The sequence below is a fragment of the Oscillatoria nigro-viridis PCC 7112 genome, from assembly GCF_000317475.1.
In the GTDB taxonomy this organism is placed as follows: Bacteria; Cyanobacteriota; Cyanobacteriia; order Cyanobacteriales; family Microcoleaceae; genus Microcoleus; species Microcoleus nigroviridis.
On record NC_019729.1, the window covers coordinates 1,089,117 to 1,113,887 of the forward strand.

The window sequence follows — 24,771 nt, forward strand, 5'->3', positions numbered from 1 at the left end:
GATTAACCTCTTAAGAGTGCTAAATCGCAACTACGTACTTTATGTGAAACTACTTGAATGCTCAGCTCTTAAAAAAGTAGAAATTTTAATTTTTGAGGTAATTCAAATTAGGAATTAGGAATTAGGAATTAGAAATTACGAATGATCGACTAACAACTACCCATTACCCAAATAATGTTTGCAGATTTCTTTATTAAACGACCAGTCTTCGCTAGCGTCTGCGCCTTAATTATTATCTTGGTAGGCGCAATTAGCATTCCGACGCTGCCGATCGAGCGCTTCCCCGACATCAGCCCTACCCAAATTAACGTCACAGCTAACTATAGCGGGGCGAGTGCTGAAATTGTCGAAAATGCAGTTACCAACATCCTCGAAAGGCAAATCAACGGCGTTGAAGGACTAAAATATCTAACTTCCAGTAGTAGTAACGATGGCACCAGCACCATTACAGCTACCTTTGATTCATCGCGCAACAAAGACATTGCCGGCGTCGATGTCCAAAATCGAGTTGCAGTTGCTCAGCCACAACTACCAGATGCCGTACAGCGCACAGGAGTTAGAGTTACAAAACAATCTACAAGTCTCCTATTAGCGATCGGCTTATTTACCGAAAATAAAGAATACGACACCATATTTTTAAGCAACTACGCTGACCTATATTTGGCCGATGCCTTAAAACGGGTAAAAGGCGTGGGCGACGTGCGAATTTTTGGGGAAAGACGCTATGCAATGCGTTTATGGATAGATCCCAATAAATTAGCAGCTCGCCGTCTCACAATGCAAGATGTAACGAGGGCTCTCAACGAACAAAACTTGCAAGTTGGTGCTGGGAGAGTTGGTCAAGAACCTGCCCCACAGGGACAAATGTATCAAATTGACTTGCGTGCTGAAAGTCGCCTCAAAGAACCAGCAGAATTTGAAGAACTCGTCCTCAAAACAGAGACAAATGGAACTTTAGTTAAATTAAAAGATGTGGGGAGAGCCGAACTAGGGGCAGAGAATTACAGCTCATTTCTGCGATTTCGAGGCAATGATGCAGTAGGTTTAGGGATTTACCAACTGCCGGGAAGTAATGCTTTGAATGTTGCCCATGCCGTCAAAACAGAAATGGAAAAACTAGCTGTTGCTTTCCCTCCGGGGTTGCAACATAGAGTAGCGCTGGACACGACTTTGTTTGTAGAAGAGTCGATGGCAGAAGTAGTCAAGACATTATTTGAAGCAGTCTTGCTAGTGGTGATAGTGATTTTTGTTTTCTTGCAAGACTGGCGCACAACTATTATTCCTACCGTCACTATTCCAATTTCTTTGATTGGGACGTTTGCCTTTATCAAAGTTTTTGGATTTACGATTAACAGTTTATCTCTGTTTGGTCTGACATTAGCGACGGGATTAGTGGTAGATGACGCTATCATTGTAGTAGAAAATATTGACCGCCTGATCCGCCAAGGAATGAACGCCCGCCAAGCGGCTTTTGAGTCAATGCGCGAGCTTTTTAGCGCTGTAATTGCGACTTCTTTAGTGTTGATGGCAGTGTTCGTGCCAGTGGCATTTTTTCCCGGAACTACGGGAGCGCTTTATAAACAATTTGCGCTGACAATTGCTTTTTCTGTAGCCCTTTCTACCTTTATTGCTATTACTCTCACGCCCTCACTTTCAGCTATATTACTGCGCCGAGGCCCGAAGTTTGGGGGCCCGCTGGGTTGGGTGTTTGACCGGGTTAATGAAGTTCTCAATTGGGTACAGCGGCAATATCGGAAATCCTTAATATTTCTCACAGGAATTAAGACTATTGTCACCCTCGCGTTCATCGCTTCTCTGGGAGTAACAGCTTGGCTTTATTTATCAGTACCCACAGCATTTATCCCGGAAGAAGACCAGGGCTATTTTCTGACAATTATTCAAGGGCCCCAAGGTGTTTCGCTGCAATACACTCAGAAAGTAATGGATCGAGTAGAACAAGAAATCCTCAAACTTCCTGAAGTTGTCGGGACTTTTTCAGTGGGTGGATTTGGTTTTAGCGGTAGCACTTCTAATCAAGGCATTATATTTACTACACTTAAAGGCTGGAAAGAACGTCACGGAGAAGATCAAACTGTACAAGCGATTATTGGTAAGTTGCGGGGTAAGTTTTTCTCGATTCCAGAAGCGAGAATTTTCCCAGTGAATCCGCCTGCTATTCAAGGTTTAGGTCAATTTGGGGGTTTCCAATTTCAATTGCAAGACCGCAAAGGCAACAGCGGTTTAGATGCTTTAGTCCAGACTATGGGCGAGATTTTAAAGCAGGCTAATCAGACACCCGGATTGCAAGCGGTATTTAGTACGTTTGCTGCGAATACGCCTCAGTTAATTGTGGAGGTTGACCGCAATCGAGCTAAGGCTCTAGATATCCCCATCAATGATGTTTTCAGTACGTTACAAACGGCTCTGGGCGCTCAGTATGTGAACGATTTTAACCTGCAGCAGCGCAATTATCGGGTGTATGTTCAGGCGGACAAACAGTTTCGCGATAACCCTGAAGATATTGGGAAATTGTATGTGCGTTCTGGAAAGAATGAAATGATTCCTTTGAGCAATTTGGTGAAGATAACTCCGGTGGTGGGGGCACAAACTGTTAACCACTACAATTTATATAGGTCAATTGAAATTACTGGCTCTCCGGCTCCGGGAGCGAGTTCTGGACAGGCTCTAAAATCGATGGAAAAGGTGTCGGCTCAAGTTTTGCCCTCGGGTTTTGGCTATGAATGGTCGGGGAGTTCTTTAGAAGAAATTGAGTCGGGGGGTCAAGCACCGATTATTTTCGGTTTGGGGCTGATTTTTGTGTTCTTGGTGTTGGCGGCGCAGTATGAAAATTATGTCGATCCTTTCATTATTTTGCTATCGGTACCTCTGGCGATTTTAGGTGCGCTTTTAGCTCAGTCGTTGCGGGGTTTGGCTAATGATGTTTATTGCCAGATTGGTTTGGTGATGTTGATTGGATTGGCTAGTAAAAATGCGATTTTAATCGTGGAGTTTGCGAACCAGTTACGGGAGCGGGGATATCCAATTGCTAAGGCGGCAGTTGAGGCTTCTCAAGAGCGTTTGCGACCGATTTTGATGACTTCTTTATCATTCATTTTGGGTATTGCTCCTCTGGTTAACCCGGAGGGTGCGGGTGCAGCCAGCCGCCGATCGCTAGGAAATGCGATCGCCGGAGGGATGGTTGTTTCTACTGTCTTGAGTTTGTTTATAGTGCCGGTTCTGTATGTGGTGGTTGTCTCGGCTCGCGATCGCTTTAAGAAGCGCGATCGTGTAGACAATCTGCCCGACGAGGATGGCACAATTTTGAACGGGAAAACGGCTCCCCACGAGGAGATTGAACGCGATAAAGTATCGCCGCTGTAGTTGGTAATTAGTTCCTTCAACTATTCCGTTAGTGGCTCTTTCTTCAAAATACGCGACTATCTGTGTCACCCACTTTTGTATTGTGGCGACGCTGTGGGGCCACTATCGGAGCAGATTTTTTGTGCAGGTAGCGATCGCCCGATCGCACCCCATCGTGCAATAATGATATGACTTGCACAAAAACTCTATTAGTAGGTAAATTTTGCCTACCTTACCGCTACATATAGCGTCTCAACTGTCAACCCGTGCAAGTTCCCAATTAAACCGGCTGTTGCACTACACAAATTTTTCCTAATGGCTGAAGTCCCCCTAAATCCCGCAGAACTTGCAGAAGCCCTCAACGGCTTTACCGATATCAATTTCCAATTGCCAGACCCCGAAGACGAACAACTACCAGACTTTGATTTTGAAAATCAGGTTGACAATGCTTGGAAAGTGTGCGATCGCTTCGACTTGCAAACCGACATTTGGCGGGGACGCATTCTCCGAACAGTTAGAGACAGAGAAAAAAAAGGCGGCGAAGGACGCGGCACAGGGTTTTTGAACTGGCTCAAAGAAAGAGAAATTGGCAAAAGTCAAGCCTATTCTTTGATAGAATTAGCTAATAGTGCCGACACTCTGATCCAGCAAGGAGATTTAGATCCAAATTCCATTAGAAACTTCAGCAAAAGAGCCTTTGTAGAAACCGCCAAAGCATCACCCGAAGTGCAGCAAATGGTAACAGATGCCGCAGCAAGTGGCGATCGCATCACCCGCCGCGAAGTCAAACAACTCTCCGACGAATGGATGGCAATGAACTCAGATTTACTGCCAGAAGAAGTCAAAGAAAAAGCATCTACCGGTTCTCTACCTTCCCGCTACCTCGCTCCTTTAGTCAAAGAAATGGAGAAACTCTCCCCATCTCACCAAAGCGAAATTCAAAAAGAAGTAGCAGAAAATCCCGACGTAGATACTGTCAAACAGCTAACATCCGACGCCAAGAACTTATCAAAATATCTCGACGCCGCCGCCCAAGTGCAAGCTCTCAATCAGTCTCATTTAGACATGGAAATGGCCTTAGAAGAATCTTTGCGAGTAGGCTGTTTGGGAACCACCGCCGACGTTGTAAAACAAGCCGCACAGCTAGAACAAACAGTAGTCAAACTCTACACAATTTGGAAGCGTTTAGGCAGTTTGGCAGATAGATTGTATGTGGATACAGGAGCAAGCACACCCAATTTGCGGTTGCTTTTGGGATGCTTGGACACTCTTTCGGGAGAAAAGATTGAAGTGGATTTCGGAGACGGAGAACGCTCTATTCGCTTGCAAATTTTCAGCGAATAGCTCAACCTTGACCGCATATCAACACTAACCTCCAGGCTCATTATCGGCGTCGAACCCTGTTCATCTGCGGTTAAAATTTCTAAGTTTTTTCCAAAGATATCGGGGATGCAAATAACGCCGATATTTGGTAACTACTTCTTTCCCCAACAGCACTACGCTAATCCAAAAACAAACTTCCGCCCCAACAGCCAGAACGACAGATAAAGTAGTTTTTTGGGTAATGTCCAGCGGCAGGAATGGCACAACAAATAAGACTGCCAACCACGGTAGAAAAGATAGGACAAATAAAAATAAACCGAGTTTTTGCATAGATTCACATACTACCGCTTTGATATCCCCTTGATCTGTTAGTCCGCTGAAAGTGGACTTCGTTTGTATAGTAGGGATGAGAATTCAATAAAATCCACTTTTCATGACTGTTGTGGGATGGGCCGATTCCGCCCGTCCTTTCTGGGCGGGCGGAATCGGCACACCCCACTTTCAAGAGTGTAAGTTATTTAATTCTCATTCCGTAGCGATTTCAATCGCCGAGTGACTACGAATTCACATTTTTTACCCATGTCAGCAACAGGCTTTCCGGGCTGTTCCACAAGAATATTTAGTATTTGTGGAACAGCCCGGAAAGCCTGTTCTTGAGAATGGTGTCACAAATTACTACAAACTTAATTGTGAAGCATTTCCAACTCAATTCTTAATCCCCGTCGCCGCAATCCCCCGAATAAACTGCCGCTGACCGGCCAAAAACAGCAACACCACCGGCACTGTTCCAATTACCACCGCCGCCATCAACAACTGCCAACTGCTAGTAAACTGTTCCTGAAACTCAGCCAAAACCAACTGCACAGTCCGCAACTCCGGCCGCGTCGTAAACACCAGCGGCTTAAACAAATCGTTCCACTCCCCGATAAAGGTAAACAAAAACAGCGTCACCAAAGCAGGGCGGGCCAAAGGAAACATCACCTGCCACAAAACCTGCCAGCGGTTAGCCCCATCCAGCATTGCCGCCTCCTCCAACTCCACCGGAACAGTCATAAAATACTGGCGCAGCAGAAATATCCCAAAACCGTTAGCCGCCGTCGGCAAAATCAGCGCCCCGTAGGTATTCAGCAGGTGGCCCCACTTCAAAACCAAGAAAATCGGAACCACCAAAAGCTGAAACGGAATTACCAGCGTCGCCAAAACACCCAACACAATCGCCTGTCGCCCCCGAAACTTCAGCCTGGCCAAGGCGTAACCGGCCAAAGCAGAAGTTACAACCTGAAAAGCAGTTACTGCGATCGCCACTAGAGTAGAATTAACAAATGCCAACAAAAAATTGCCCCGCCGCCAAGCCTCCTGATAGTTCGCAAAAGTCAGCTCTGTGGCATTGACACCGACACCAGATGGTGATAGAGAAACCAAAAATACAGCAGCCAGCGGCAGCAGCACCAGCGCAGCACCCGCCAGCAACAAAATAAAACTCAGCAGTTCCAGCGCTTGAGACCTGTCAAATGATTTACCCATAAATTTGTGAATTAACCTAAAATAATAAGCCTGTGAGGTTCTCCAACCCGATCGCCTCCCAGATTCCCATACAACAACATAATAGTCGTAGAGGGAAAGAAGGAGTACCTAGGGAGGAAGTTGTGATTGGGGATATAATGTTATAGATAGAGTTGGTACTATAAAACCCTTAAAGGGGGAGACATAGACCGTATTTCTATCATCTATTTCCGGGCAAAAGATCGACTAACGACTAATTCAAGTAATTAGTAAATAGATAGCATTCTAGCGATAGTCTTTCTGGAGTGTTCGACGGCAAAAGTCCGGCAAACGCGCTGAGGACGCCAGTTTTTCCCGGAACGTCAAAGAAAAGTTCTTTGTCGAAAGCATCCTCAGCTATAATCTGTGATTTAGATGGGGTGCGTTCAAAATAGGTAAAGTGTACTGTCACTGACCCCCAATTTTAAAGGGGTTTTCCAACATCCCACAAGCTTATATGAGGAGACTACATATCTATGCCCCAGCTTGAGGCCAGCCCAACAATTGACTTTCAAACCGAAACTTACAAAGATGCTTACAGCCGCATCAACGCCATTGTGATTGAAGGCGAACAAGAAGCTCACGATAATTACCTGACACTGGCCGAACTGTTGGCTGACAAAAAAGCAGAGTTAGTTGGCTTGTCCAAGATGGAGAACCGCCACATGAAAGGCTTCCAAGCTTGTGGCCGGAATCTTAAAGTCACGCCCGACATGGCATTTGCCAAAGAGTTCTTTTCGGAACTGCACAGAAACTTCCAAACGGCAGCGGCCCAAGGTCAGATTGTAACTTGCTTGCTGATTCAATCGCTAATTATCGAGTGTTTTGCGATCGCAGCTTACAACATCTACATCCCCGTCGCCGATGACTTTGCCCGCAAAATCACCGAAGGCGTCGTTAAAGAAGAATACAGCCACCTCAACTTTGGGGAAGTCTGGCTGCAAGCTCACTTTGAGGAATCCAAAGCCGAACTAGAAGCCGCCAACCGCCAAAACCTGCCCATCATCTGGAAGCTGCTAAACGCTGTCGCAGACGATGCCCGCGTTTTAGGAATGGAAAAAGACGCTTTAATCGAAGACTTTATGATTGCCTACGGCGAAGCTCTAGGCAACATAGGCTTTAACAACCGCGATATCATGCGGATGTCAGCACAAGGCTTAGCAGCCTAGTTAATTCGGACATAAGGAATGGGAAAAAAATTAAAAATTAAAAATTAAAAATGGGATACCTCATTTGAAAATATAAATTTTTAATCTTCCCATCTTCCCTCTTCGATTTTCAATCTTCAATCTTCAATCTTCAATCTTCCTTCATTTGACAACTTAATGTTTGGTCTAATCGGTCACTTAACCAGCTTAGAACACGCCCAATCAGTAGCTAACGAGCTGGGCTATCCAGAATATGGCGATCAAGGTCTCGATTTTTGGTGCAGCGCACCGCCCCAAATAGTTGATCATATCACGGTAACAAGCATCACTGGACAAAAAATAGAAGGGCGCTATGTCGAGTCCTGTTTTCTGCCAGAAATGCTAGCAACTCGCCGGATTAAAGCAGCCACTCGCAAAATCCTTAATGCGATGGCACACGCTCAAAAAAACGGGATTAACATCACTGCTTTAGGCGGCTTTTCTTCGATCATTTTTGAGACTTTCAATTTGCAGCAAATTAAGCAAATTCGCAATCTCAAGTTGGAGTTTGAACGCTTCACCACTGGTAACACTCACACGGCTTACATCCTCTGCCGCCAAGTAGAAGAAGCAGCCCCTAAATTGGGGATTGAACTTTCAAAAGCCACGGTAGCGGTTTGCGGTGCTACTGGCGATATTGGCAGTGCTGTGTGTCGCTGGCTCAATGTTAAAACAAATGTAGCAGAATTATTGCTCATTGCCCGCGACAAAGAACGATTGCAAGATTTGCAATCGGAATTGGGGCGAGGCAAAATCATGGATTTGGAAGAAGCTCTCCCCCAAGCGGATATTGTAGTGTGGGTAGCCAGTATGCCAAAGGGAGTAGAAATTGACCCTAAGACACTGAAGCAACCATGTTTATTGATTGACGGTGGCTATCCGAAAAATCTGGCAACTCAGGTTCAGCATCCCGGAATTTACGTACTCAATGGCGGGATTGTGGAGCATTCCCTCGATATTGAGTGGAAAATTATGAAGATTGTCAATATGGATGTACCGGGGAGACAGTTGTTTGCCTGTTTTGCCGAATCAATGCTGCTGGAATTTGAAAAATTGTATACCAATTTTTCTTGGGGACGGAACCAAATTACTGTGGAGAAGATGGAGCAAATCGGTCTGATTTCTGTCAAACACGGTTTCCGACCTTTATTAATGTCATTTTGATGTTAAAAGTCAACTGTTAAATTTTCACATTTAACAGTTGACTTTTTCTTTGGCATCGGAATAATATTTTTCGGAGTGCAGCGCGATCGGGAAGCTCGCGCTATATGATAATGATGATGTGACAGAATTTGATATCATACAAAATTTAAAACTCAAAGTTTCCAATTAGCCCGTCTTTTTTACCATCCCCTGACAGGGTAGGATCTGGAAAGAGTCGATCGACAAAACCTGACAAAACCTTATAGAAATTATCCGCGTGCCAAACCCAGACCGTAAACCGTTACTCTTAGATTTTGAAAAGCCCCTGGCCGAACTCGAAACCCGAATTCACCAGATTCGCGAACTCGCCGAAGAAAACAGCGTCGATGTCACCGACGAAATTCGCAAACTCGAAGCGCGTTCCGCCCAACTGCGACAAGAAATCTTCAGCAGCTTGTCCCCCATGCAGCGCCTGCAACTCGCCCGTCACCCGCGCCGCCCCAGCACCCTCGATTACATTCAGGCAATTAGCGACGAGTGGATCGAGCTTCACGGCGATCGGCGCGGCGGAGACGATCCGGCCCTCGTCGGCGGAATTGCCCGCATAGACGGGCGTCCCACAGTCATCATCGGCCATCAAAAAGGGCGCGACACTAAAGACAATATCGCCCGCAACTTCGGCATGGCAGCTCCCGGCGGCTACCGCAAAGCCCTGCGGTTGATGGAACACGCCGATCGCTTCGGAATGCCAATTTTCACCTTTATCGACACTCCGGGGGCTTGGGCGGGCTTAGAAGCAGAACAGCTCGGACAGGGAGAGGCGATCGCCTGTAACCTCCGAGAAATGTTTCGCCTGGACGTTCCCATTATTTGCACCGTCATCGGCGAAGGCGGTTCCGGCGGCGCATTGGGTATCGGTGTCGGCGAGCGGCTGTTGATGCTGGAACATTCCGTCTACACCGTCGCCACGCCGGAAGCTTGCGCGGCCATTCTCTGGAAAGACTCTGCTAAAGCTAACTTGGCCGCAGAAGCCCTAAAAATAACTTCCTGGGATTTGAAAAACCTCGGCGTTCTCGATCAAATAGTACCAGAGCCGATCGGCGGCGCTCACTCGAATCCCCTCAAAGCTGCGTCCATACTCAAACAAGCTTTGTTAGAAAACTTAGCCGAACTAACCCAGCTTACGGGTCAGCAGCGACGCGAACTCCGGTATCAAAAGTTTCGCCACATCGGTGTATTCACTGAAATTGCGGCTTGAGCCGATCAATTCAGAGTTATCAGTTATGAGTTAAAAATTCTTAACTTTAAACTCATATAAACTGATAACTCACTATTCTGCGAATCTGTCAGCAGTGTTATAATTTCTCAGGTGACACGGCTTAACAGTTCTTAATGTTCATCTCATAATTAACTGTGATCGCCCGCAGCAGACAGTTGTCTAATTTGCCTCAGAAGGCTGCAACGCTGTAGGGAGTTGCCGAGCGAAAGTATTAGGACACTGAATGAACCATCCCACAACAAAGCAGGCTCTGATTACCGGAGCCAGCAGCGGTATTGGCAAAGCGACGGCTCTAGCGTTCGCCGCCGAGGGCATAAATCTGGCCTTAGTTAGCCGAGAGTCGGAAAACTTAGAAGCCGTTGCCGCAGCAGCCCGAGAAGTCGGAGTGAAAGCAGAAGCTTATCCCTTAGACTTGGCAAAAATTGAGCAAGTGCAAAGCAGCATCAGCGCGATCGCAGCTCAATTCGGCCCCATAGATATCCTGGTCAACAGCGCTGGCATGGGCTACACCGGCTCCTTAACGGAAACGCCGCTAGCCGAGTGGCAGAGCGTTCTAGACCTCAATCTGACTAGCGTTTGGCAGTGCATTTTAGGAGTTTTGCCCTCCATGCGCGATCGCGGATCGGGAATCATCATCAACGTTTCCTCGATCGCCGGCAGCCAAACCTTCCCCAACTGGGGAGCCTACTGCGTCAGCAAATTCGGTCTCATGGCTTTGTCTAAAACGCTAGCCGCCGAAGAACGGGCTCGCGGAATTCGCGTAACAGCAATCTGTCCGGGTTCTGTCAATACTCCCATGTGGGACACAGACACCGTGGACGCCGACTTCGATCGCACCGCCATGTTAACCCCAGAAATCGTCGCCCAATCAATTCTGCACGCAGTTCAGTTGCCAGCAAGTGCAGTAATTGAAGAAATCACCCTCATGTCCAACGCAGGAGTTTTGTGAACTTGAGATTTGAGACTGCTGGATTTTTCTCGAATTCAACAATCTTTGAATCTCTAGCTATATCCCCCAATCCAAAATCGATTCACCCTCACACCAACTTCTTATGACAATTGCATCTTCCACCGATTCCAATGGCTCGAACTCACTCTCGACTGACAGCATGAAACTTTCAGAAACCGCAGACAACAACACCCCGCGCATCCCAACTCGACCCGATCGCAATTCCTCTCACGGTCAAGAATCCAGCGTGCCCATAGCTTCAGAAGTAGGGCTGGAAGAAATGATGGAGGCCGTTCGCACAATGCTGCTGGGAGTAGGAGAAGATCCCGAACGCGAAGGATTGCTCAAAACCCCAAAGCGGGTAGCAGAAGCAATGCGGTTCCTCACCAGCGGCTACAGTCAATCCCTCGAAGAACTCCTCAACGGCGCTATCTTTGACGAAGGCCACAACGAAATGGTACTGGTACGAGACATCAGCGTATTCAGTATGTGCGAACACCATATGCTGCCGTTTATGGGCCGAGTTCACATCGCTTACATTCCCAATCAAAAAGTAGTGGGACTGAGCAAATTAGCCAGAATAGCCGAGATGTACAGCCGCCGGTTGCAGGTGCAGGAACGTTTGACACGTCAAATTGCCGAAGCAGTTCAGACAATATTGGAACCGAAGGGAGTAGCTGTAGTCATGGAAGCCAGCCATATGTGCATGACGATGCGGGGCGTGCAAAAACCCGGTGCTTGGACGGTTACGAGTGCCATGTTGGGCGTGTTTCAAGAGGAACAGAAAACTCGCGAAGAATTCCTGAATTTGATCCGCCACCAACCGACATTCTTTTAGTCAGTTGACAGTTGACAGTTGACAGTTGACAGTTGGCAGTTGGCAGTTGGCACTTAACAGTAATTAGTAAGTTGGGTTGAGGGACTAAACCCAACATAATCTATCAAGCAAGGCTAAGGACCGCCAACAGTCAACAGTCAACAGCCAGAGTAAAAGCTGTGGAAGCAATTCCATAATCTCAAATCTCAAATCTAAAATCTAAAATCAGATGACGATCGACTGATAAACCCATAAAATAGACGGGTGACTCATGACTTGTGACTGATGAATCCTATTAAATACGTTAGACAACTAGAAAGAGTCTAGAAACTAGAGTAAGAATGGCTGAAAGTATTGATTTTTCAAGATGTTTATGAATCCTATTAAATTCGGTACAGATGGCTGGCGCGGTATCATTGCTGACGATTTTACATTCGATCGCGTAGCGTTAGTCGCTCCCCTAGCGGCACAAGTTCTCGCACAAACCGGCGGCAGCGATGGCAGCAGCGGTACCGTAATTGTCGGTCACGACCGCAGATTTCTGGCTGAAGAATTTGCCCTCACAGCGGCTGTTGCCGTCCAAAACGCAGGATTTGACGTGCTGCTGAGCGAATCTTACGCCCCCACTCCAGCTTTCAGTTTAGCTGCCAAACAATTAAATGCTTTGGGTGCGATCGTCCTGACAGCCAGCCACAATCCCGGTGCATATTTAGGGTTAAAAGTCAAGGGCGGATTTGGCGGTTCAGTTTCGCCAGAAGTTACTCAACAGATAGAAGCAAAACTCGAAAATCCGGCGGTACTTTCAGCAACTCCCGGCAAATTGGAGAATTTCAATCCTTGGCCGGCTTACTGCAAAACCTTGCGGGACACGGTAGATATTGAGGCGATTAAACAAGCGATCGCCAGCGGCAAAATTACAGTATTTGTAGATGTAATGCACGGTGCCGCAGCAGGAGGACTAGCTCAAATTTTAGAAGAAACAGTACATGAAGTCAACAGCGATCGAGATCCGCTGTTTGGCGGCGGTGCACCGGAACCTTTGCCCCGCTACCTGTCGCAGTTATTTCGGGTAATGCGAACTCACCAGCGAAAAAGTTCTGGTTTGTCGATCGGATTTGTATTTGACGGAGATAGCGATCGAATTGCAGCCGTTGACTCTAGCGGCAACTTTCTCAGTTCGCAAATCCTAATTCCCATATTAATCGAACATTTAGCTTCGCGGCGCGGCTTGACCGGGGAAGTCATCAAAACAGTCAGCGGTTCAGACATAATTCCCAAAATTGCCAAGCTGTACGACTTGCCCTTATTTGAAACGCCGATCGGTTACAAGTATATAGCCGATCGAATGTTAACCACCCAAGTCTTAGTCGGCGGCGAAGAATCGGGAGGAATTGGCTACGGTACACACATTCCCGAACGAGATGCTTTGCTGTCAGCGCTGTACTTGTTAGAAGCAGTTGTCAAATCCGGAGAAGACTTAAGCGAAATTTACAGCCGACTGCAACAAGAAACAAGCTTTACTTCAGCTTATGACAGAATAGACCTGCACCTAGCAAACATGGAAGAAAGGTCGCGTTTGCTGTCGCTGCTGCAAAATCAACCCTTAACAGAAATCGCCGGCAAAGCAGTTGTAGATTGCAACAAAGTTGACGGATATAAATTCCGTTTAGCCGACGGAAGTTGGCTGTTAATTAGGTTTAGCGGAACCGAACCCGTGTTGCGGCTGTATTCAGAAGCGGCGACATTGAAAGAAGTTATGCAAAACTTAAACTGGGCGAAAACTTGGGCGCAAAATTAATCGGAGTTTTGAACCGCAGATCGACGCTGATAAACGCGGATGACTTGAGATCAAATCTCTCTTTCTCCGTGTCCTCTGCGTCCTCTCCGGTAAAAAAAAGCTTCTTCATAAATAAAATCGTATTGCCATAGCAATCTTCCCATCAATTGTGAACTTTTTTTCCTTTGCGTCTTCGCGATTCGTAAAAATCTTACTTACCAAGGAAAGACTATTGCTATATCAGATCAATTTTAGGATAAAAGAAGATGGCATACAGCGATTTCAGCCTTGCGAGAGTCAAAAAAGATTTTGGATTAACCTTAGATGAAAGTCGCAATTTATTTGCCGAGACAAAACCAGTTTTACCATCCGAACTTTTAACAACAATCCTGATTGATTATGTACCGCTAGCCACGTTTATTTCGACAGAAAAAGCTCGTTCAGAATTTTTGATCGCGCCGATATTAGCAGAAGTCCGGCGATTGTTAAACAAACGAGTTTCTCTTTTTTCCGGTAAGGATTTTACTGTCGATCCAGAAAGAGGTTTGCAAGGATTTTGCGATTATATTATTAGCGGATCTTCAGAACAATTGTTCATCAGTGCTCCGGTTATAACAATTTTTGAGGCAAAAAAGGAAGATATCATTGGCGGGTTGGGGCAATGCGCGGCGGCAATGGTGGCTGCTCAATGTTTCAATCAAAACCAAGACAGTGAGGTCGATCGCATTTACGGTGCTGTGACGACTGGGACTAACTGGAAGTTCTTGATTTTACAGGAAACTATTCTCTATATCGATCCGATTGAATACTATATTCAAGATGTTGATAAGATTTTGGGAATTTTATTGCAACCATTTTCTTAATCTTTTGTTAATATCAATTGGTAAGTTTTAATTGAAATAATGACTAATCGCAAATTGCTAGTTGTAGCTACGGGCAATCCGGGTAAACTCAAGGAAATGCAAGTTTATCTTCAGGATTTGGGATGGGAATTGCAACTCAAACCGGAAGAGTTGGAAATCGAGGAAACAGGCGAAACTTTTATTGCGAATGCTTGCTTGAAGGCGTCTGAAGTGGCAAAAGCAACGGGCAAATGGTCGATCGCCGATGATTCTGGTTTAATGGTAGATGCACTCGACGGGCAACCCGGGATTTACTCGGCGCGCTACGGGAAAACCGATGCTGACAGGATATCTCGACTCCTCAAAGAATTGGGAAGCGAACAAAACCGGGAAGCACAATTTGTCTGCGCGATCGCGATCGCCCGTCCCGACGGTACAATTGCCTTGCAAGTAGAAGGAATTTGCCGCGGCGAAATCCTGCACACTCCTCGCGGTACTGGAGGTTTCGGATATGACCCCATTTTCTACGTACCCGCACAGCAACAGACTTTTGCAGAAATGACACCCGATATCAAGCGATCGCACTCTCACCGCGGCAGAGCATTCCATGCTCTAATACCACAAATGGCGAATATTGTCAACCAAAACTGAGGTCAAAAAACAGGGGCATGAGAATTGGCAATCAGATATCAGAACTGAACAGGGAAGAAGCTTTCTCCATTACCAATTACCGATGACCGATGACCGATGACCGATGCCCAATGCCCCAGTATCTTAGATTGCCTCCAAGTTCTTTTCCCCAGTCCGAATCCGAATAATTTGTTCTACAGGAGAGATGAAAATCTTGCCGTCGCCAATCTCCCCCGTGCGGGAAGCCGCGATAATTTTATCAACCACCATGTCAACCTGATCGTTTTCCACAACAATCTCGACCTTGAGCTTTTGCAAGAACTCAACGGTGTACTCAGAACCGCGATAGCGTTCTGTCATGCCCTTCTGACGGCCAAAACCTCTAACTTCAGAAACAGTCATCCCCACAATACCAGCATTGACGAGCGCGATTTTCACTTCGTCTAGTTTAAAGGGGCGAATAATAGCTTCAACCTTTTTCAAGTTTCTCACTCCTAACACTACTACTTTCGTTATATTACTTAATCGGCGTGACATCTTTTAATATCACTGCCAACGGCAAGTATTTTGTCAAATATATTACCTTATGTTGTACTCGCGATGAAATGCACGCCAACCTTTAACAATATTCTCGGATTTTCCGGGGGCGCGGGTTCTCGGCTCCGGCAGATCGCGGTAGAGTTAAGAAGACTGCAGCAGCCGTCCCCCGCCGAGATGCTAAAACAGAAAAAGAACCCAGGAGACAGGAGTTTTCCGAGTTTCCGCTTTGCTATGTCAGATTTGCACGTATTGCTGAAAACTATAATTGCCAGAGGCGGTCAGTTAAACTATTCCTATGCACCCAGCCAGCCCTCCCCCTGACCGCAGCGGGCTTGATGCCCTACTGAGAAATCGCCCCTTCCTCGCCTTGTGGACGGGCCAGTTATTGGCCCAAGTGGCGGATAAAATTTTTTACGTATTGCTGATTATTCTGCTGAAAACAGGCGACTACCGACCCTGGCCTGTTTCTTGGCAACATTCGGAAAATTCTATGCTGTCAGCGGTGATGATTGCCTACACCGTGCCGGCGATCGTCTTTGGTTCCGCAGCGGGTATCGTCGTAGACCGCTTTTGTAAAAAGCAAATGCTGATTGCCTGCAACGTGATTCGAGCCGCGTTGATTGTAGCTTTGCCGTTTTTGCCCAAAGCTTTTGTGGTTTTATTGACGATGACGTTTTTAATCTCTACTGTAACGCAATTTTTTGCTCCGGCAGAGCAGGCTGCAATCCCCCTGGCCGTGGGGCGAGAGGGACTGATGTCGGCAAATGCGCTGTTCGCCTCGTCCACAATGGGCGGGATTATTGTCGGGATGACGATCGGCGAACCGCTGTTTAGTTGGGTAAAACACAGCTTCGGAGCCGATTCTCAAGAGTTTTTGCTGGGCGGGTTGTACCTGATATCAGCAGGTTTGATCTATACCATGCGGATCAAAGAAAGTCGTGCCGGCGGCAGCGGCAAAAACGTCCATCCTTGGCAAGATCTCAAAGAAGGTTTGCGCTACTTGAAACACAATCACCTTGTCAGCAACGCGATGGTGCAGTTGACCATTTTGTATTCCGTGTTTGCGGCGCTTCAGGTGCTGGCGATCGCGCTTTCAGGCAAAATAGGTCTCAAAGAAACTCAATTTGGCTTTTTGCTCGCTGCTGCGGGAGTCGGAATGGTCTTCGGCGCAGCCTTTTTGGGACACTGGGGTCATCGAATGCACCACAAACCTCTGCCTTTAATCGGTTTCTTGATGATGGGTTTTGTATTGGCAATGTTTGCCTTTACTCGACAGTTATGGGTGGGATTCGGATTGAGCGCTCTGTTCGGTTTTGGTGCTTCCTTAATTAACGGGCCGATGCAGGCTCTGATTCAAGAAAAAACTCCTGAATCTATGCGGGGCAAAGTCTTTGGATTGGAAAACAATGCGATTAATATTGCTCTGAGCCTGCCTTTAGCGATTACTGGCCCCCTGACGGATGCTGTCAGCAAATCTGTCGGCTCGGATGACAAGGGCTTGCGGATCGTGTTGCTGAGTTTGGGCTTTTTGGTCTCGGTGATGGGCATGGCAGCTTGGAAAAATACTCGCAAAGTCTTGCAGGATGTTTTGTAAGCTTTGCAAAGAAGAAAGAAGGAAGGAGGAAGAAAGAAGAAGGAATAAGAAGGAAGAAGGAAGAACAGGGGATTGGCGTCAACTTAAGGTCAAATGTAGTACCGAGCTACTGTTTGACAATCAAGCATCGAGGATACAAGCCCCCGGATTCATCCGTGGAGAAAGAAAAAACCTGTATCCGATCAAGAGCCGAACGTATTTATCTCGCGCAAGTCAATGCTAAAATCTAAAATCTAAAATCTAAAATCTAAAATCGATTGACGATGATTGTCCAGATCCCCTGAGAGTTGGGGGGAACCGGAGCATTCTCTTTAGTTTCCCTTGTTAACGGGAACGGGAGCGGGTTCGAGACTCGCGTCTAAACAAGATTTATCAAGGGTTTTAGGCGATTGTTGACACCAATGGTAAGAGGGAAGAGGACTGTCTTTTCGCGATCGATCTCTAACATAGCAATCGCCCTGATGGTGAGGACGTTCTTAATTGCTGAAACGATTGTTTTTGTTGTCGAATGCCGCATGACGAATGCTGTACAAGCGTCATATAGCGGTAAACCGGCATAGAAGCCGCGATTTCCTCTGTTTCTTTTCTTCCTCTGCTGTTCCACAATTTCTCGATCGGGCGAACCCTCTGCGATCGCGAAATCTTTTGTAAAATCTTACCGCTTAAATTTTCATAGTTTCATTAATTGAGATTAAAGTAGTATCAAAGCTTTCATTAAAAATCATAATTAGTTTAAGGAAGGAAATTCTGTGCAACTAAAAACTAAAGTGACCATCAAGCGTGCAACTGGTGGATTTGCTCTGATTGACAGCTTGATCCGCCACGGCGTCAAGCATATTTTTGGTTATCCCGGCGGCGCAATTCTGCCCCTGTACGACGAACTCTACCGCGCTGAAGAAACCGGCGCCATCAAACACATTTTGGTGCGCCACGAGCAAGGTGCCGCTCACGCGGCCGACGGGTACGCCCGCGCTACGGGACAAGTTGGGGTTTGTTTCGCAACTTCCGGGCCCGGCGCAACTAATTTAGTGACGGGGATTGCGACGGCCCACATGGATTCGATCCCGATGGTAATTATTACCGGTCAGGTGGCCCGTCCGGCGATCGGCACTGATGCGTTTCAGGAAACTGATATTTACGGGATTACCCTGCCAATTGTCAAGCATTCCTATGTAGTGCGCGACCCGAGAGATATGGCGCGAATTATGGCAGAAGCTTTCCACATCGCGAGTACAGGGCGGCCGGGGCCTGTTTTGGTTGATGTACCCAAGGATGTGGGTTTAGAAGAATTTGACTATCTGCCCGTGGAACCTGGAGCAGTGAGAATTCCGGGCTACCGGCCGACGGTGAAGGGAAATCCCCGGCAAATTAATCAAGCAATCTATTTGCTGAAGGAAGCAAAGCGTCCTTTGCTGTATGTGGGCGGCGGGGCGATCGCGGCGGGGGCCCACGAGGAAATTAAGGAACTGGCCGAACTTTTCCAATTGCCGGTCACGACAACGCTGATGGGCAAAGGGGCCTTTGACGAAAACCATCCTTTGTCGGTGAAAATGCTGGGGATGCACGGCACTGCTTACGCTAATTTTGCCGTTACCGAGTGCGATTTGCTGATTGCTGTCGGGGCGAGGTTTGACGATCGGGTGACGGGCAAATTAGACGAGTTTGCCGCGCGCGCTAAGGTGATTCACATCGATATCGACCCGGCGGAAGTCGGCAAAAATCGCGGCCCTGACGTGCCGATTGTCGGAGATGTCCGCCAAGTTTTGATCGATTTGCTGCGCCGCTGCCGGGAGACTGGAGTTTCGGGGAAGGCCGGACAGACTGCGGAATGGCTGCACAGGATCGATCGGTGGAAACAGGACTATCCGTTAGTTGTGCCTCATTACCCAGACATTTTGTCTCCGCAAGAGGTGATTTCTCAGTTGGGTACTCAAGCGCCGGATGCTTACTACACGACGGATGTCGGTCAACATCAAATGTGGTCGGCTCAATTTTTGAACAACGGGCCGCGCCGCTGGATTTCGAGCGCTGGTTTGGGCACGATGGGTTACGGGGTGCCGGCTGCTATGGGCGCGAAAATGGCGCTACCCAACGAGCAAGTGATTTGTATTGCTGGCGATGCTAGCGTGCAAATGAATATTCAAGAGTTGGGAACGCTAGCACAATACGGCATTAATGTCAAGATTGTGATTGTAAATAACGGCTGGCAAGGCATGGTGCGGCAGTGGCAGCAGGCGTTCTACGGCGAGCGTTATTCGTCGTCGAATATGACTGTAGGGATGCCGGATTTTGTGATGCTGGCTGAAGCTTACGGGGTTAAGGGGATGCAGGTTTCGCGACCGGAGGAACTCAAAGATGCGATCGGGCAAATGCTCGCTCACGACGGCCCGGTGCTGATGAACGTCAAGGTGACGAGGGACGAAAACTGCTATCCGATGGTAGTTCCAGGTAAGAGCAACGCTCAAATGGTTGGTTTGCCCGATCGTAGCAAGTTGCAATCAGCAGAGTTGGTTTATTGTCCCAGTTGCGGCGCTAAAAATGTTTCGACCAATAACTTTTGTCCTGAGTGCGGGACAAAAGTTTAACTAGGGACACGGCAATGCCTTGTTGGGCAGGGGTTTAAACCCCTGCCGATCTTTCGGGTTAAGCGGTTTTTCGGGTTAAGTTGACACGATGAAAGGTAATGCCATGTCCTTACCCGGCTCTGCTGTTTCATATTTAACACCATGTCCCCTGGCATCGGATCAAGAGCTTTAATCTGTAATCTGTAAGCATATTTTATGAGCCAGTGTCTAAACCCTGATTGCCTATTCCAAAGCCCCTCTGGCTCTACAAAATTTTGTCAAAAATGCGGGAATAAACTGCTATTGGGCGATCGCTACGGAGCGAAAAAAATTATTGGACAAGGGGGATTTGGGCGCACTTTTCTAGCTGTTGACGAGTATAAACCCTCAAAACCTCCCTGCGTTATTAAACAATTCTACCCCCAACTTCAAGGCGCTTCTAGTATCCAGAAAGCTGCTGAGTTATTTGAGCTTGAAGCAGTACGCCTAGAACAGTTGGGTAAACATTCTCAGATTCCCGACTTATTAGCATATTTTAGTCAAGATGGACGGCAGTATTTAGTCCAAGAATTCATCGAGGGTGAAAATTTAGCCGAAGCACTAGAATCTAAGGGATATTTTAGCGAAACGCAGATTCGCAACTTGCTTAATAATTTACTGCCAGTATTCGAGTTCATTCACTCTCGCCAAGTAATTCACCGAGATATCAAGCCAGAAAATATTATTGTTCGGCAAGATGGGCAATTGGTTTTAGTTGACTTTGGAGCCGCGAAATATGCGACACAAACTGCTTTATCTGTAACGGGAACGGTGATCGGGACTGCTGGATATACGGCACCGGAACAAGCAGCGGGCAAAGCCATTTATCCTAGTGATATTTATAGTCTGGGTGTCACTTGTCTGTATCTGTTAACTCAGGTTGAACCGATTGATTTATTCGATACAAGTGAGATGGAGTGGGTGTGGCGACAACACTTAAAAGCATCTGTCAGTTCGGAACTGGGTCTGATTTTAGATAAAATGATACTACCTGCTAGTAAGCGACGTTATCAATCTCCTACTGAAGTTTTGCAGGCTCTTGGTACTCAATCACCTCAACCATCACCTCAAATACCTCCACCGCCACGTCACACATCACCTCAGCCATTACCTCAACCATTACCAGACTCCCTTAAATCGGCCCGGGGTGTTGACTATACTGATCTGCGGGATTTATTGGCGGCGGGGGAGTGGGAAGAGGCGGATTGGGAAACGCTGAAGGTGATGCTGAAAGCTGCTAGACGGGAGAAGGAAGGTTATTTGGAGCGGGAATCAATTGATAATTTTCCTTGCGATGATTTACGGACGATCGACCAGTTGTGGGTAAAATACAGTCAGGGTCGTTTCGGCTTTAGTGTCCAGAAACAAATCTGGTGGGAAGTACGCGGTAAAGAAGATTGGGAGGTTGAAGACGACCTGGGCGATCGCCTCGGTTGGCGAAAAGGAGGAAGTTGGTTGGACTTAGAGTACCTGACCTTTAATCTCAGAGCAGAGCATGGCCACCTCCCGACGGGGTTGGCGGTCTGGGCGGTCCGGCCGTGGCAGGGCGGCGTGCTCGTTGGGCGTACGTTGATGGTAGGTGCAGGGTTATGGGATTGGGAAGGATTCTTCTCTCGCGTCGAGAGTTGTAATCTGTAACCTATAACGATTTCAGCCCCTTGTCAAGTCTTTTTTATCGAACCTTTTTTTACGAAGTTATAGGCTTTTCGTCATTTCATTACCTGCTACGTCACTCGTATAACTGTGCTCATCTATTGAATTACCTGAAAGAGGGTAAGGTAGGCTCACTCATCAAACAACAGAGTCGCGAATTTTGGGTCATAGCAGTTAGCCAAAGAAACCGGGTTTTTTACCTAATTTGTGGGTGACAACGAAAGATTTTCGTAAAAGAACCCGGTTTCTGACCACCCGTGGGTATCAACTAATGCGCTATGCCATTGTGATTGAAAAAACACCCAATAATTATTCAGCTTACGCACCCGATTTGCCCGGATGTGCAGCCACAGGCGCTACCCTTGCGGAAGTACAGCAGCAAATTAAAGAAGCAATCGAATTTCACTTAGAAGGATTGCGAGAAGAAGGTTTACCGATTCCCGAACCAACTACGCTCTGGGACTATGTAGAAGCACGGTAGTAGGGCAAAATATTTCATAGATTAAGCAGAAATAAAAGCTGATTTAGGCGCAAAACAAGCAGCGCAATAAATCCAAGGACTTGCATTCCTCAATACAAACGTTTTTTATTAATAGTAATTGACCGGACATAAAATCAAACATAAGTATTTGATGCCAATAAAGTTTTTAGGTGAAAATAGGAAAATTCGCGGGAGTAACAAATGAATCTTTATTTGGGAATAGATTTCGGCACCACGGGCGCGCGATCGACTGTCATAGACTCCCAGGGTACAATACATTGTGAGACTGAATATACTTTTGCCAACAACGGGCAACAACAGCCGGAATTGCCGTCGGTGTGGCAAAATGCGCTGTGGGACTCGATCGAGCAAATTCCCCCAACAATCCGCAATCAGGTAAGGGCGATCGCCCTTGACGGCACATCTTCCACTGTCATGCTGTGCAATACCGAGGGTATACCCGTATGCGAACCCATTTTATACAATGATGCGCGCGGTGCAGCGGTGACAGACAGGTTGCGGGCGATCGCGCCCGATAACCACACAGTATTAAGCGCTACATCCAGTCTGGCAAAACTCCTGTGGTGGCAGGAGGGCGGGCTAGAAGCCCACCCCACAACACAATTCAGTCTTTGTGGAACAGGCATCTTGCCTGTCAGTCTTTGTGGAACAGGCATCTTGCCGGTGGTTGAGAAGCTTTATTTCCTGCATCAAGCTGACTGGCTGGCATTTCTGCTGCACGGAAAATTGGGAATTAGCGACTATCACAATGCTTTGAAACTCGGTTTCGATGTTGATACTTTGTGCTATCCGAATTGGCTGACACAGGGAATTGCGGGCGCTGCAACGCCTGAATTGCCGCGAGTTGTCGCACCGGGTACGCCTGTGGGGGAAGTGAGAGCTCAAGTGGGCGATCGCTTCGGTTTTCCCCGCGATTGTATGATTTGTGCTGGCACAACCGATAGCATTGCAGCATTTTTAGCAAGCGGTGTCAATTTACCAGGGGAAGCAGTAACTTCTCTCGGTTCTACTTTAGCCGTCAAACTGTTAAGTCATACCCGCGTAGATGATTCTAGATACGGAATTTACAGTCACAAATTAGGCGATTTGTGGTTAGTTGGAGGTGCTTCTAATACCGGAGGTGCGGTGCTGCGACACTTTTTTACTGATGTTGAGTTGGAGAATTATAGCACACAAATCGATCCAGAACAAGAGACTTTGCTGGATTATTATCCATTGTTAAAAAAGGGCGATCGCTTTCCGATTAATGACCCGAATTTGCCGCCCCGACTCGAACCGCGTCCCACTGATTCAGTGGAATTTCTGCACGGTTTGCTAGAAAGCATAGCGCGAATTGAAGCGCGGGGATATCAATTATTGCAAGAATTGGGTGCAACTCCTTTGACAAAGGTTTATACTGCTGGCGGCGGGGCAAAAAATTCGGTTTGGAGTGCGATGAGAAAGCGTTATTTAAAAGTGCCTGCAGTAACGCCAATTCATACTGCGGCTGCTTATGGAAGTGCGTTATTGGCGAAGCATGGAACGCAAATTGAAAGGGGGTAAATTTGGACTGATATCGCAGTCGATTAAAACTAAAATGAGAGGAAGCAAACATTCTGATATATTGTGTTAAGTTGTTATCCTAAAAATTAAGGACAATGGCAAAGCTACCTGATGACATACTGAACACAATTTTCACATTGCAGCGGCGGCTAGTGGAAATCCTCAACGAAACAACCGCCACAGAATACATTTTAATGCAGCAGTTTGGCGAGACAGAAGCGACACTCCCCGAACTAGAATCCCTGGATAATGTTAAGGAAAGGTTGAGAAACCCTTACAATCGTTTGTACAGGCTTTTGCAGCAGGTGGCAGAATCTCAACCCGCTGCGACTGCAGATACGTTAAACTTTCTGTATAGAACGATAGAACAAACAGAGGCGGCTGTCGAGGCCTCAGAAGCAACTATCCGAGAAATCAAAATGGATTGGAATTTGCCATGAATCAACAACCTAGAATCCCCGACGCTGAAACCAGAAAACGACACGTTGAAAAGATGCGTGAAGTCTGCCAACAGCTTGACGCTTTGACTCTAAACCTGGATGAATTAATCGCCATATTTGAAGCTGATAACCGCCGCCAGCGTCGAGAACGTTTGGCGGGTAAATACAGGCGTGTGGAATCTCAGGTAGTCGAATAAGATATGAGATGTTGCATCATTGTTAATAAGTCTTTTATGAACAGGCTTTCCGGCCTGTTCTTGAGAATGGTGCAAGATGTGAGATAAGATCGATCGAGGGGCCATTCTCTGCGGGATAGCCTTGAATCATTTCTTTTGTGTCCCCCTCTCCTGGGACTTAGTTTGTTTAGTAGGGGTTTTAACCGCCGACTCCGATCGCGAATTTTGAATGCAGATTTGATATATGCTAATTTTGGCGCACCATCCAGACTAAAAATCCCAATATTTTATCTACGGGAGGTAGCGGATAATCGGTAAGATCGATCGTCACTATTTGCCCTTCCAGCTTGAGAAACCGCCAAGCTGTGCCGCTGGAAACGCTGCCGTAGATGGCTGATATCGAGATCCCTTTCGCTTCATTAAACCTCTGGGCAGCCACCATTTCAGCAATACATTGACCCAAACCTACTTTCAAATCTCCTTTTTTAGCTTCTACCATCACAATTGCTGGGGCTTCAATCTCTAATTGTTCGGGGGAACGGCTGATGAGAAAATCGCAAACTCCTGTAAGTCCAACAGCAGGATCGACATTAAATTCTTCACCCGAAAACACGCTGATTTGTTGGTTCAGAATATTGCGGACTTCCAGCAATACAGGGTTGATAATAGCTTCAGAACGGGCTTTTTCTGTGCTAGTAGCGATCGCCCAAGGCAAATTTGTCTCTAGCAGGGTCTGCAAGGCTGTCGCGGGTGCGATCGGCTCGATTTCCGGCAGAAATCTGATTCCTTCGACTGCTGTGAGATTGAAGGCTTCTTTAACTTTGCCGATCGTTGTAAATTGACTGTAAGGCATAAAATCTGATGTTGTTTTT

23 protein-coding genes are annotated in these 24,771 nt (G+C 46.9%); 18 read left to right on the forward strand and 5 right to left on the reverse strand.

The features are described from left to right. The first annotated feature begins 174 nt into the window (after positions 1–174). Together OSC7112_RS04760 and OSC7112_RS04765 are read left to right on the forward strand one after the other, a co-directional pair. On the forward strand, positions 175–3,381 hold the full coding sequence (locus tag OSC7112_RS04760; RefSeq protein ID WP_015174834.1) for an efflux RND transporter permease subunit: 3,207 nt from the start codon (positions 175–177) through the stop codon (positions 3,379–3,381). Positions 3,382–3,675: 294 nt separating this feature from the next. Continuing rightward, positions 3,676–4,704, forward strand: coding sequence for a hypothetical protein (locus tag OSC7112_RS04765; RefSeq protein WP_015174835.1), 1,029 nt, complete (start codon positions 3,676–3,678; stop codon positions 4,702–4,704). 60 nt (positions 4,705–4,764) lie between these two features. Here the strand turns inward: OSC7112_RS04765 and OSC7112_RS04770 are convergent, their stop codons facing one another. The 3 genes from OSC7112_RS04770 to OSC7112_RS37860 all read right to left on the reverse strand — a co-directional run bounded on the left by OSC7112_RS04770 (position 4,765) and on the right by OSC7112_RS37860 (position 6,637). Next, entirely contained in the window at positions 4,765–5,013 is a 249-nt protein-coding gene (locus tag OSC7112_RS04770) for a transporter suffix domain-containing protein (RefSeq protein ID WP_015174836.1), read from the reverse strand. Between the two features lie 375 nt (positions 5,014–5,388). After that, positions 5,389–6,207, reverse strand: coding sequence for a carbohydrate ABC transporter permease (locus OSC7112_RS04775; protein WP_015174837.1), 819 nt, complete (start codon positions 6,205–6,207; stop codon positions 5,389–5,391). A 232-nt stretch (positions 6,208–6,439) separates the two neighbouring features. Further along, on the reverse strand, positions 6,440–6,637 hold the full coding sequence (locus OSC7112_RS37860; protein ID WP_150111496.1) for a hypothetical protein: 198 nt from the start codon (positions 6,635–6,637) through the stop codon (positions 6,440–6,442). Between the two features lie 64 nt (positions 6,638–6,701). Here OSC7112_RS37860 and OSC7112_RS04780 point away from each other — a divergent pair, with 64 nt between their 5' ends. From OSC7112_RS04780 to rdgB, 8 genes are all read left to right on the forward strand, one after another. Further along, positions 6,702–7,394, forward strand: a complete 693-nt coding sequence (locus tag OSC7112_RS04780; protein ID WP_015174838.1) for an aldehyde oxygenase (deformylating) — start codon at positions 6,702–6,704, stop codon at positions 7,392–7,394. A gap of 156 nt (positions 7,395–7,550) precedes the next feature. Then, positions 7,551–8,576 carry a long-chain acyl-[acyl-carrier-protein] reductase gene (locus tag OSC7112_RS04785; protein WP_015174839.1) on the forward strand — a complete coding sequence of 342 codons (1,026 nt, stop codon included), beginning with the start codon at positions 7,551–7,553 and terminating at the stop codon, positions 8,574–8,576. 256 nt (positions 8,577–8,832) lie between these two features. After that, positions 8,833–9,813: an acetyl-CoA carboxylase carboxyl transferase subunit alpha gene (gene accA / locus OSC7112_RS04790; RefSeq protein WP_015174840.1), complete on the forward strand. Its 981-nt coding sequence runs from the start codon at positions 8,833–8,835 to the stop codon at positions 9,811–9,813. 244 nt (positions 9,814–10,057) lie between these two features. After that, positions 10,058–10,783: an SDR family oxidoreductase gene (locus tag OSC7112_RS04795; RefSeq protein WP_015174841.1), complete on the forward strand. Its 726-nt coding sequence runs from the start codon at positions 10,058–10,060 to the stop codon at positions 10,781–10,783. Positions 10,784–10,886: 103 nt separating this feature from the next. Then, on the forward strand, positions 10,887–11,621 hold the full coding sequence (gene folE, locus OSC7112_RS04800; protein ID WP_015174842.1) for a GTP cyclohydrolase I FolE: 735 nt from the start codon (positions 10,887–10,889) through the stop codon (positions 11,619–11,621). 352 nt (positions 11,622–11,973) lie between these two features. Beyond that, positions 11,974–13,398, forward strand: coding sequence for a phosphoglucomutase/phosphomannomutase family protein (locus OSC7112_RS04805; RefSeq protein ID WP_015174843.1), 1,425 nt, complete (start codon positions 11,974–11,976; stop codon positions 13,396–13,398). A 245-nt stretch (positions 13,399–13,643) separates the two neighbouring features. Further along, positions 13,644–14,240, forward strand: coding sequence for a hypothetical protein (locus OSC7112_RS04810; protein ID WP_015174844.1), 597 nt, complete (start codon positions 13,644–13,646; stop codon positions 14,238–14,240). A gap of 39 nt (positions 14,241–14,279) precedes the next feature. Beyond that, positions 14,280–14,870 (forward strand): RdgB/HAM1 family non-canonical purine NTP pyrophosphatase, encoded by a 591-nt coding sequence (gene rdgB / locus OSC7112_RS04815; protein WP_015174845.1) that lies wholly within the window; start codon positions 14,280–14,282, stop codon positions 14,868–14,870. A gap of 123 nt (positions 14,871–14,993) precedes the next feature. On the opposite strand, the gene OSC7112_RS04820 is transcribed toward rdgB, so the two are convergent. Next, positions 14,994–15,332 carry a P-II family nitrogen regulator gene (locus OSC7112_RS04820; RefSeq protein ID WP_006633346.1) on the reverse strand — a complete coding sequence of 113 codons (339 nt, stop codon included), beginning with the start codon at positions 15,330–15,332 and terminating at the stop codon, positions 14,994–14,996. 117 nt (positions 15,333–15,449) lie between these two features. Here OSC7112_RS04820 and OSC7112_RS39345 point away from each other — a divergent pair, with 117 nt between their 5' ends. The 8 genes from OSC7112_RS39345 (at position 15,450) to OSC7112_RS04870 (ending at position 23,920) form a co-directional block, all read left to right on the forward strand. After that, a complete protein-coding gene (locus OSC7112_RS39345) occupies positions 15,450–15,710 on the forward strand; it encodes a hypothetical protein (RefSeq protein WP_015174847.1) in 261 nt (86 codons plus the stop codon). Next, positions 15,685–16,983 (forward strand): MFS transporter, encoded by a 1,299-nt coding sequence (locus tag OSC7112_RS04830; protein WP_015174848.1) that lies wholly within the window; start codon positions 15,685–15,687, stop codon positions 16,981–16,983. The genes OSC7112_RS39345 and OSC7112_RS04830 overlap by 26 nt, the downstream gene beginning before the upstream one ends. A 749-nt stretch (positions 16,984–17,732) precedes the next feature. Beyond that, positions 17,733–19,568 (forward strand): biosynthetic-type acetolactate synthase large subunit, encoded by a 1,836-nt coding sequence (gene ilvB, locus OSC7112_RS04845; RefSeq protein ID WP_015174849.1) that lies wholly within the window; start codon positions 17,733–17,735, stop codon positions 19,566–19,568. A 195-nt stretch (positions 19,569–19,763) separates the two neighbouring features. Next, positions 19,764–21,224, forward strand: a complete 1,461-nt coding sequence (locus OSC7112_RS04850) for a serine/threonine-protein kinase (protein WP_015174850.1) — start codon at positions 19,764–19,766, stop codon at positions 21,222–21,224. Positions 21,225–21,510: 286 nt separating this feature from the next. Continuing rightward, positions 21,511–21,720, forward strand: a complete 210-nt coding sequence (locus OSC7112_RS04855) for a type II toxin-antitoxin system HicB family antitoxin (protein ID WP_015174851.1) — start codon at positions 21,511–21,513, stop codon at positions 21,718–21,720. A gap of 201 nt (positions 21,721–21,921) precedes the next feature. Beyond that, a complete protein-coding gene (locus OSC7112_RS04860) occupies positions 21,922–23,283 on the forward strand; it encodes an FGGY-family carbohydrate kinase (protein WP_015174852.1) in 1,362 nt (453 codons plus the stop codon). A 95-nt stretch (positions 23,284–23,378) separates the two neighbouring features. Beyond that, a complete protein-coding gene (locus OSC7112_RS04865; RefSeq protein ID WP_015174853.1) occupies positions 23,379–23,723 on the forward strand; it encodes a hypothetical protein in 345 nt (114 codons plus the stop codon). Then, complete coding sequence (locus OSC7112_RS04870) at positions 23,720–23,920, forward strand: hypothetical protein (RefSeq protein WP_015174854.1); 201 nt, start codon at positions 23,720–23,722, stop codon at positions 23,918–23,920. The genes OSC7112_RS04865 and OSC7112_RS04870 overlap by 4 nt, the downstream gene beginning before the upstream one ends. Before the next feature lie 226 nt (positions 23,921–24,146). Here the strand turns inward: OSC7112_RS04870 and OSC7112_RS04875 are convergent, their stop codons facing one another. Continuing rightward, complete coding sequence (locus OSC7112_RS04875; RefSeq protein ID WP_015174856.1) at positions 24,147–24,752, reverse strand: hypothetical protein; 606 nt, start codon at positions 24,750–24,752, stop codon at positions 24,147–24,149. Positions 24,753–24,771: the final 19 nt, after the last annotated feature.

Bases quoted from the DNA above. Each gene is read 5' to 3' on its own strand.
- OSC7112_RS04760 (WP_015174834.1), top strand. From the start codon at position 175: ATGTTTGCAGATTTCTTTATTAAACGACCAGTCTTCGCTAGCGTCTGC.
- OSC7112_RS04765 (WP_015174835.1), top strand. From the start codon at position 3,676: ATGGCTGAAGTCCCCCTAAATCCCGCAGAACTTGCAGAAGCCCTCAAC.
- OSC7112_RS04770 (WP_015174836.1), bottom strand. From the start codon at position 5,013: ATGCAAAAACTCGGTTTATTTTTATTTGTCCTATCTTTTCTACCGTGG.
- OSC7112_RS04775 (WP_015174837.1), bottom strand. From the start codon at position 6,207: ATGGGTAAATCATTTGACAGGTCTCAAGCGCTGGAACTGCTGAGTTTT.
- OSC7112_RS04780 (WP_015174838.1), top strand. From the start codon at position 6,702: ATGCCCCAGCTTGAGGCCAGCCCAACAATTGACTTTCAAACCGAAACT.
- OSC7112_RS04785 (WP_015174839.1), top strand. From the start codon at position 7,551: ATGTTTGGTCTAATCGGTCACTTAACCAGCTTAGAACACGCCCAATCA.
- OSC7112_RS04795 (WP_015174841.1), top strand. From the start codon at position 10,058: ATGAACCATCCCACAACAAAGCAGGCTCTGATTACCGGAGCCAGCAGC.
- folE (WP_015174842.1), top strand. From the start codon at position 10,887: ATGACAATTGCATCTTCCACCGATTCCAATGGCTCGAACTCACTCTCG.
- OSC7112_RS04805 (WP_015174843.1), top strand. From the start codon at position 11,974: ATGAATCCTATTAAATTCGGTACAGATGGCTGGCGCGGTATCATTGCT.
- OSC7112_RS04810 (WP_015174844.1), top strand. From the start codon at position 13,644: ATGGCATACAGCGATTTCAGCCTTGCGAGAGTCAAAAAAGATTTTGGA.
- rdgB (WP_015174845.1), top strand. From the start codon at position 14,280: ATGACTAATCGCAAATTGCTAGTTGTAGCTACGGGCAATCCGGGTAAA.
- OSC7112_RS39345 (WP_015174847.1), top strand. From the start codon at position 15,450: ATGAAATGCACGCCAACCTTTAACAATATTCTCGGATTTTCCGGGGGC.
- OSC7112_RS04830 (WP_015174848.1), top strand. From the start codon at position 15,685: ATGCACCCAGCCAGCCCTCCCCCTGACCGCAGCGGGCTTGATGCCCTA.
- OSC7112_RS04850 (WP_015174850.1), top strand. From the start codon at position 19,764: ATGAGCCAGTGTCTAAACCCTGATTGCCTATTCCAAAGCCCCTCTGGC.
- OSC7112_RS04855 (WP_015174851.1), top strand. From the start codon at position 21,511: ATGCGCTATGCCATTGTGATTGAAAAAACACCCAATAATTATTCAGCT.
- OSC7112_RS04860 (WP_015174852.1), top strand. From the start codon at position 21,922: ATGAATCTTTATTTGGGAATAGATTTCGGCACCACGGGCGCGCGATCG.
- OSC7112_RS04865 (WP_015174853.1), top strand. From the start codon at position 23,379: ATGGCAAAGCTACCTGATGACATACTGAACACAATTTTCACATTGCAG.
- OSC7112_RS04870 (WP_015174854.1), top strand. From the start codon at position 23,720: ATGAATCAACAACCTAGAATCCCCGACGCTGAAACCAGAAAACGACAC.
- OSC7112_RS04875 (WP_015174856.1), bottom strand. From the start codon at position 24,752: ATGCCTTACAGTCAATTTACAACGATCGGCAAAGTTAAAGAAGCCTTC.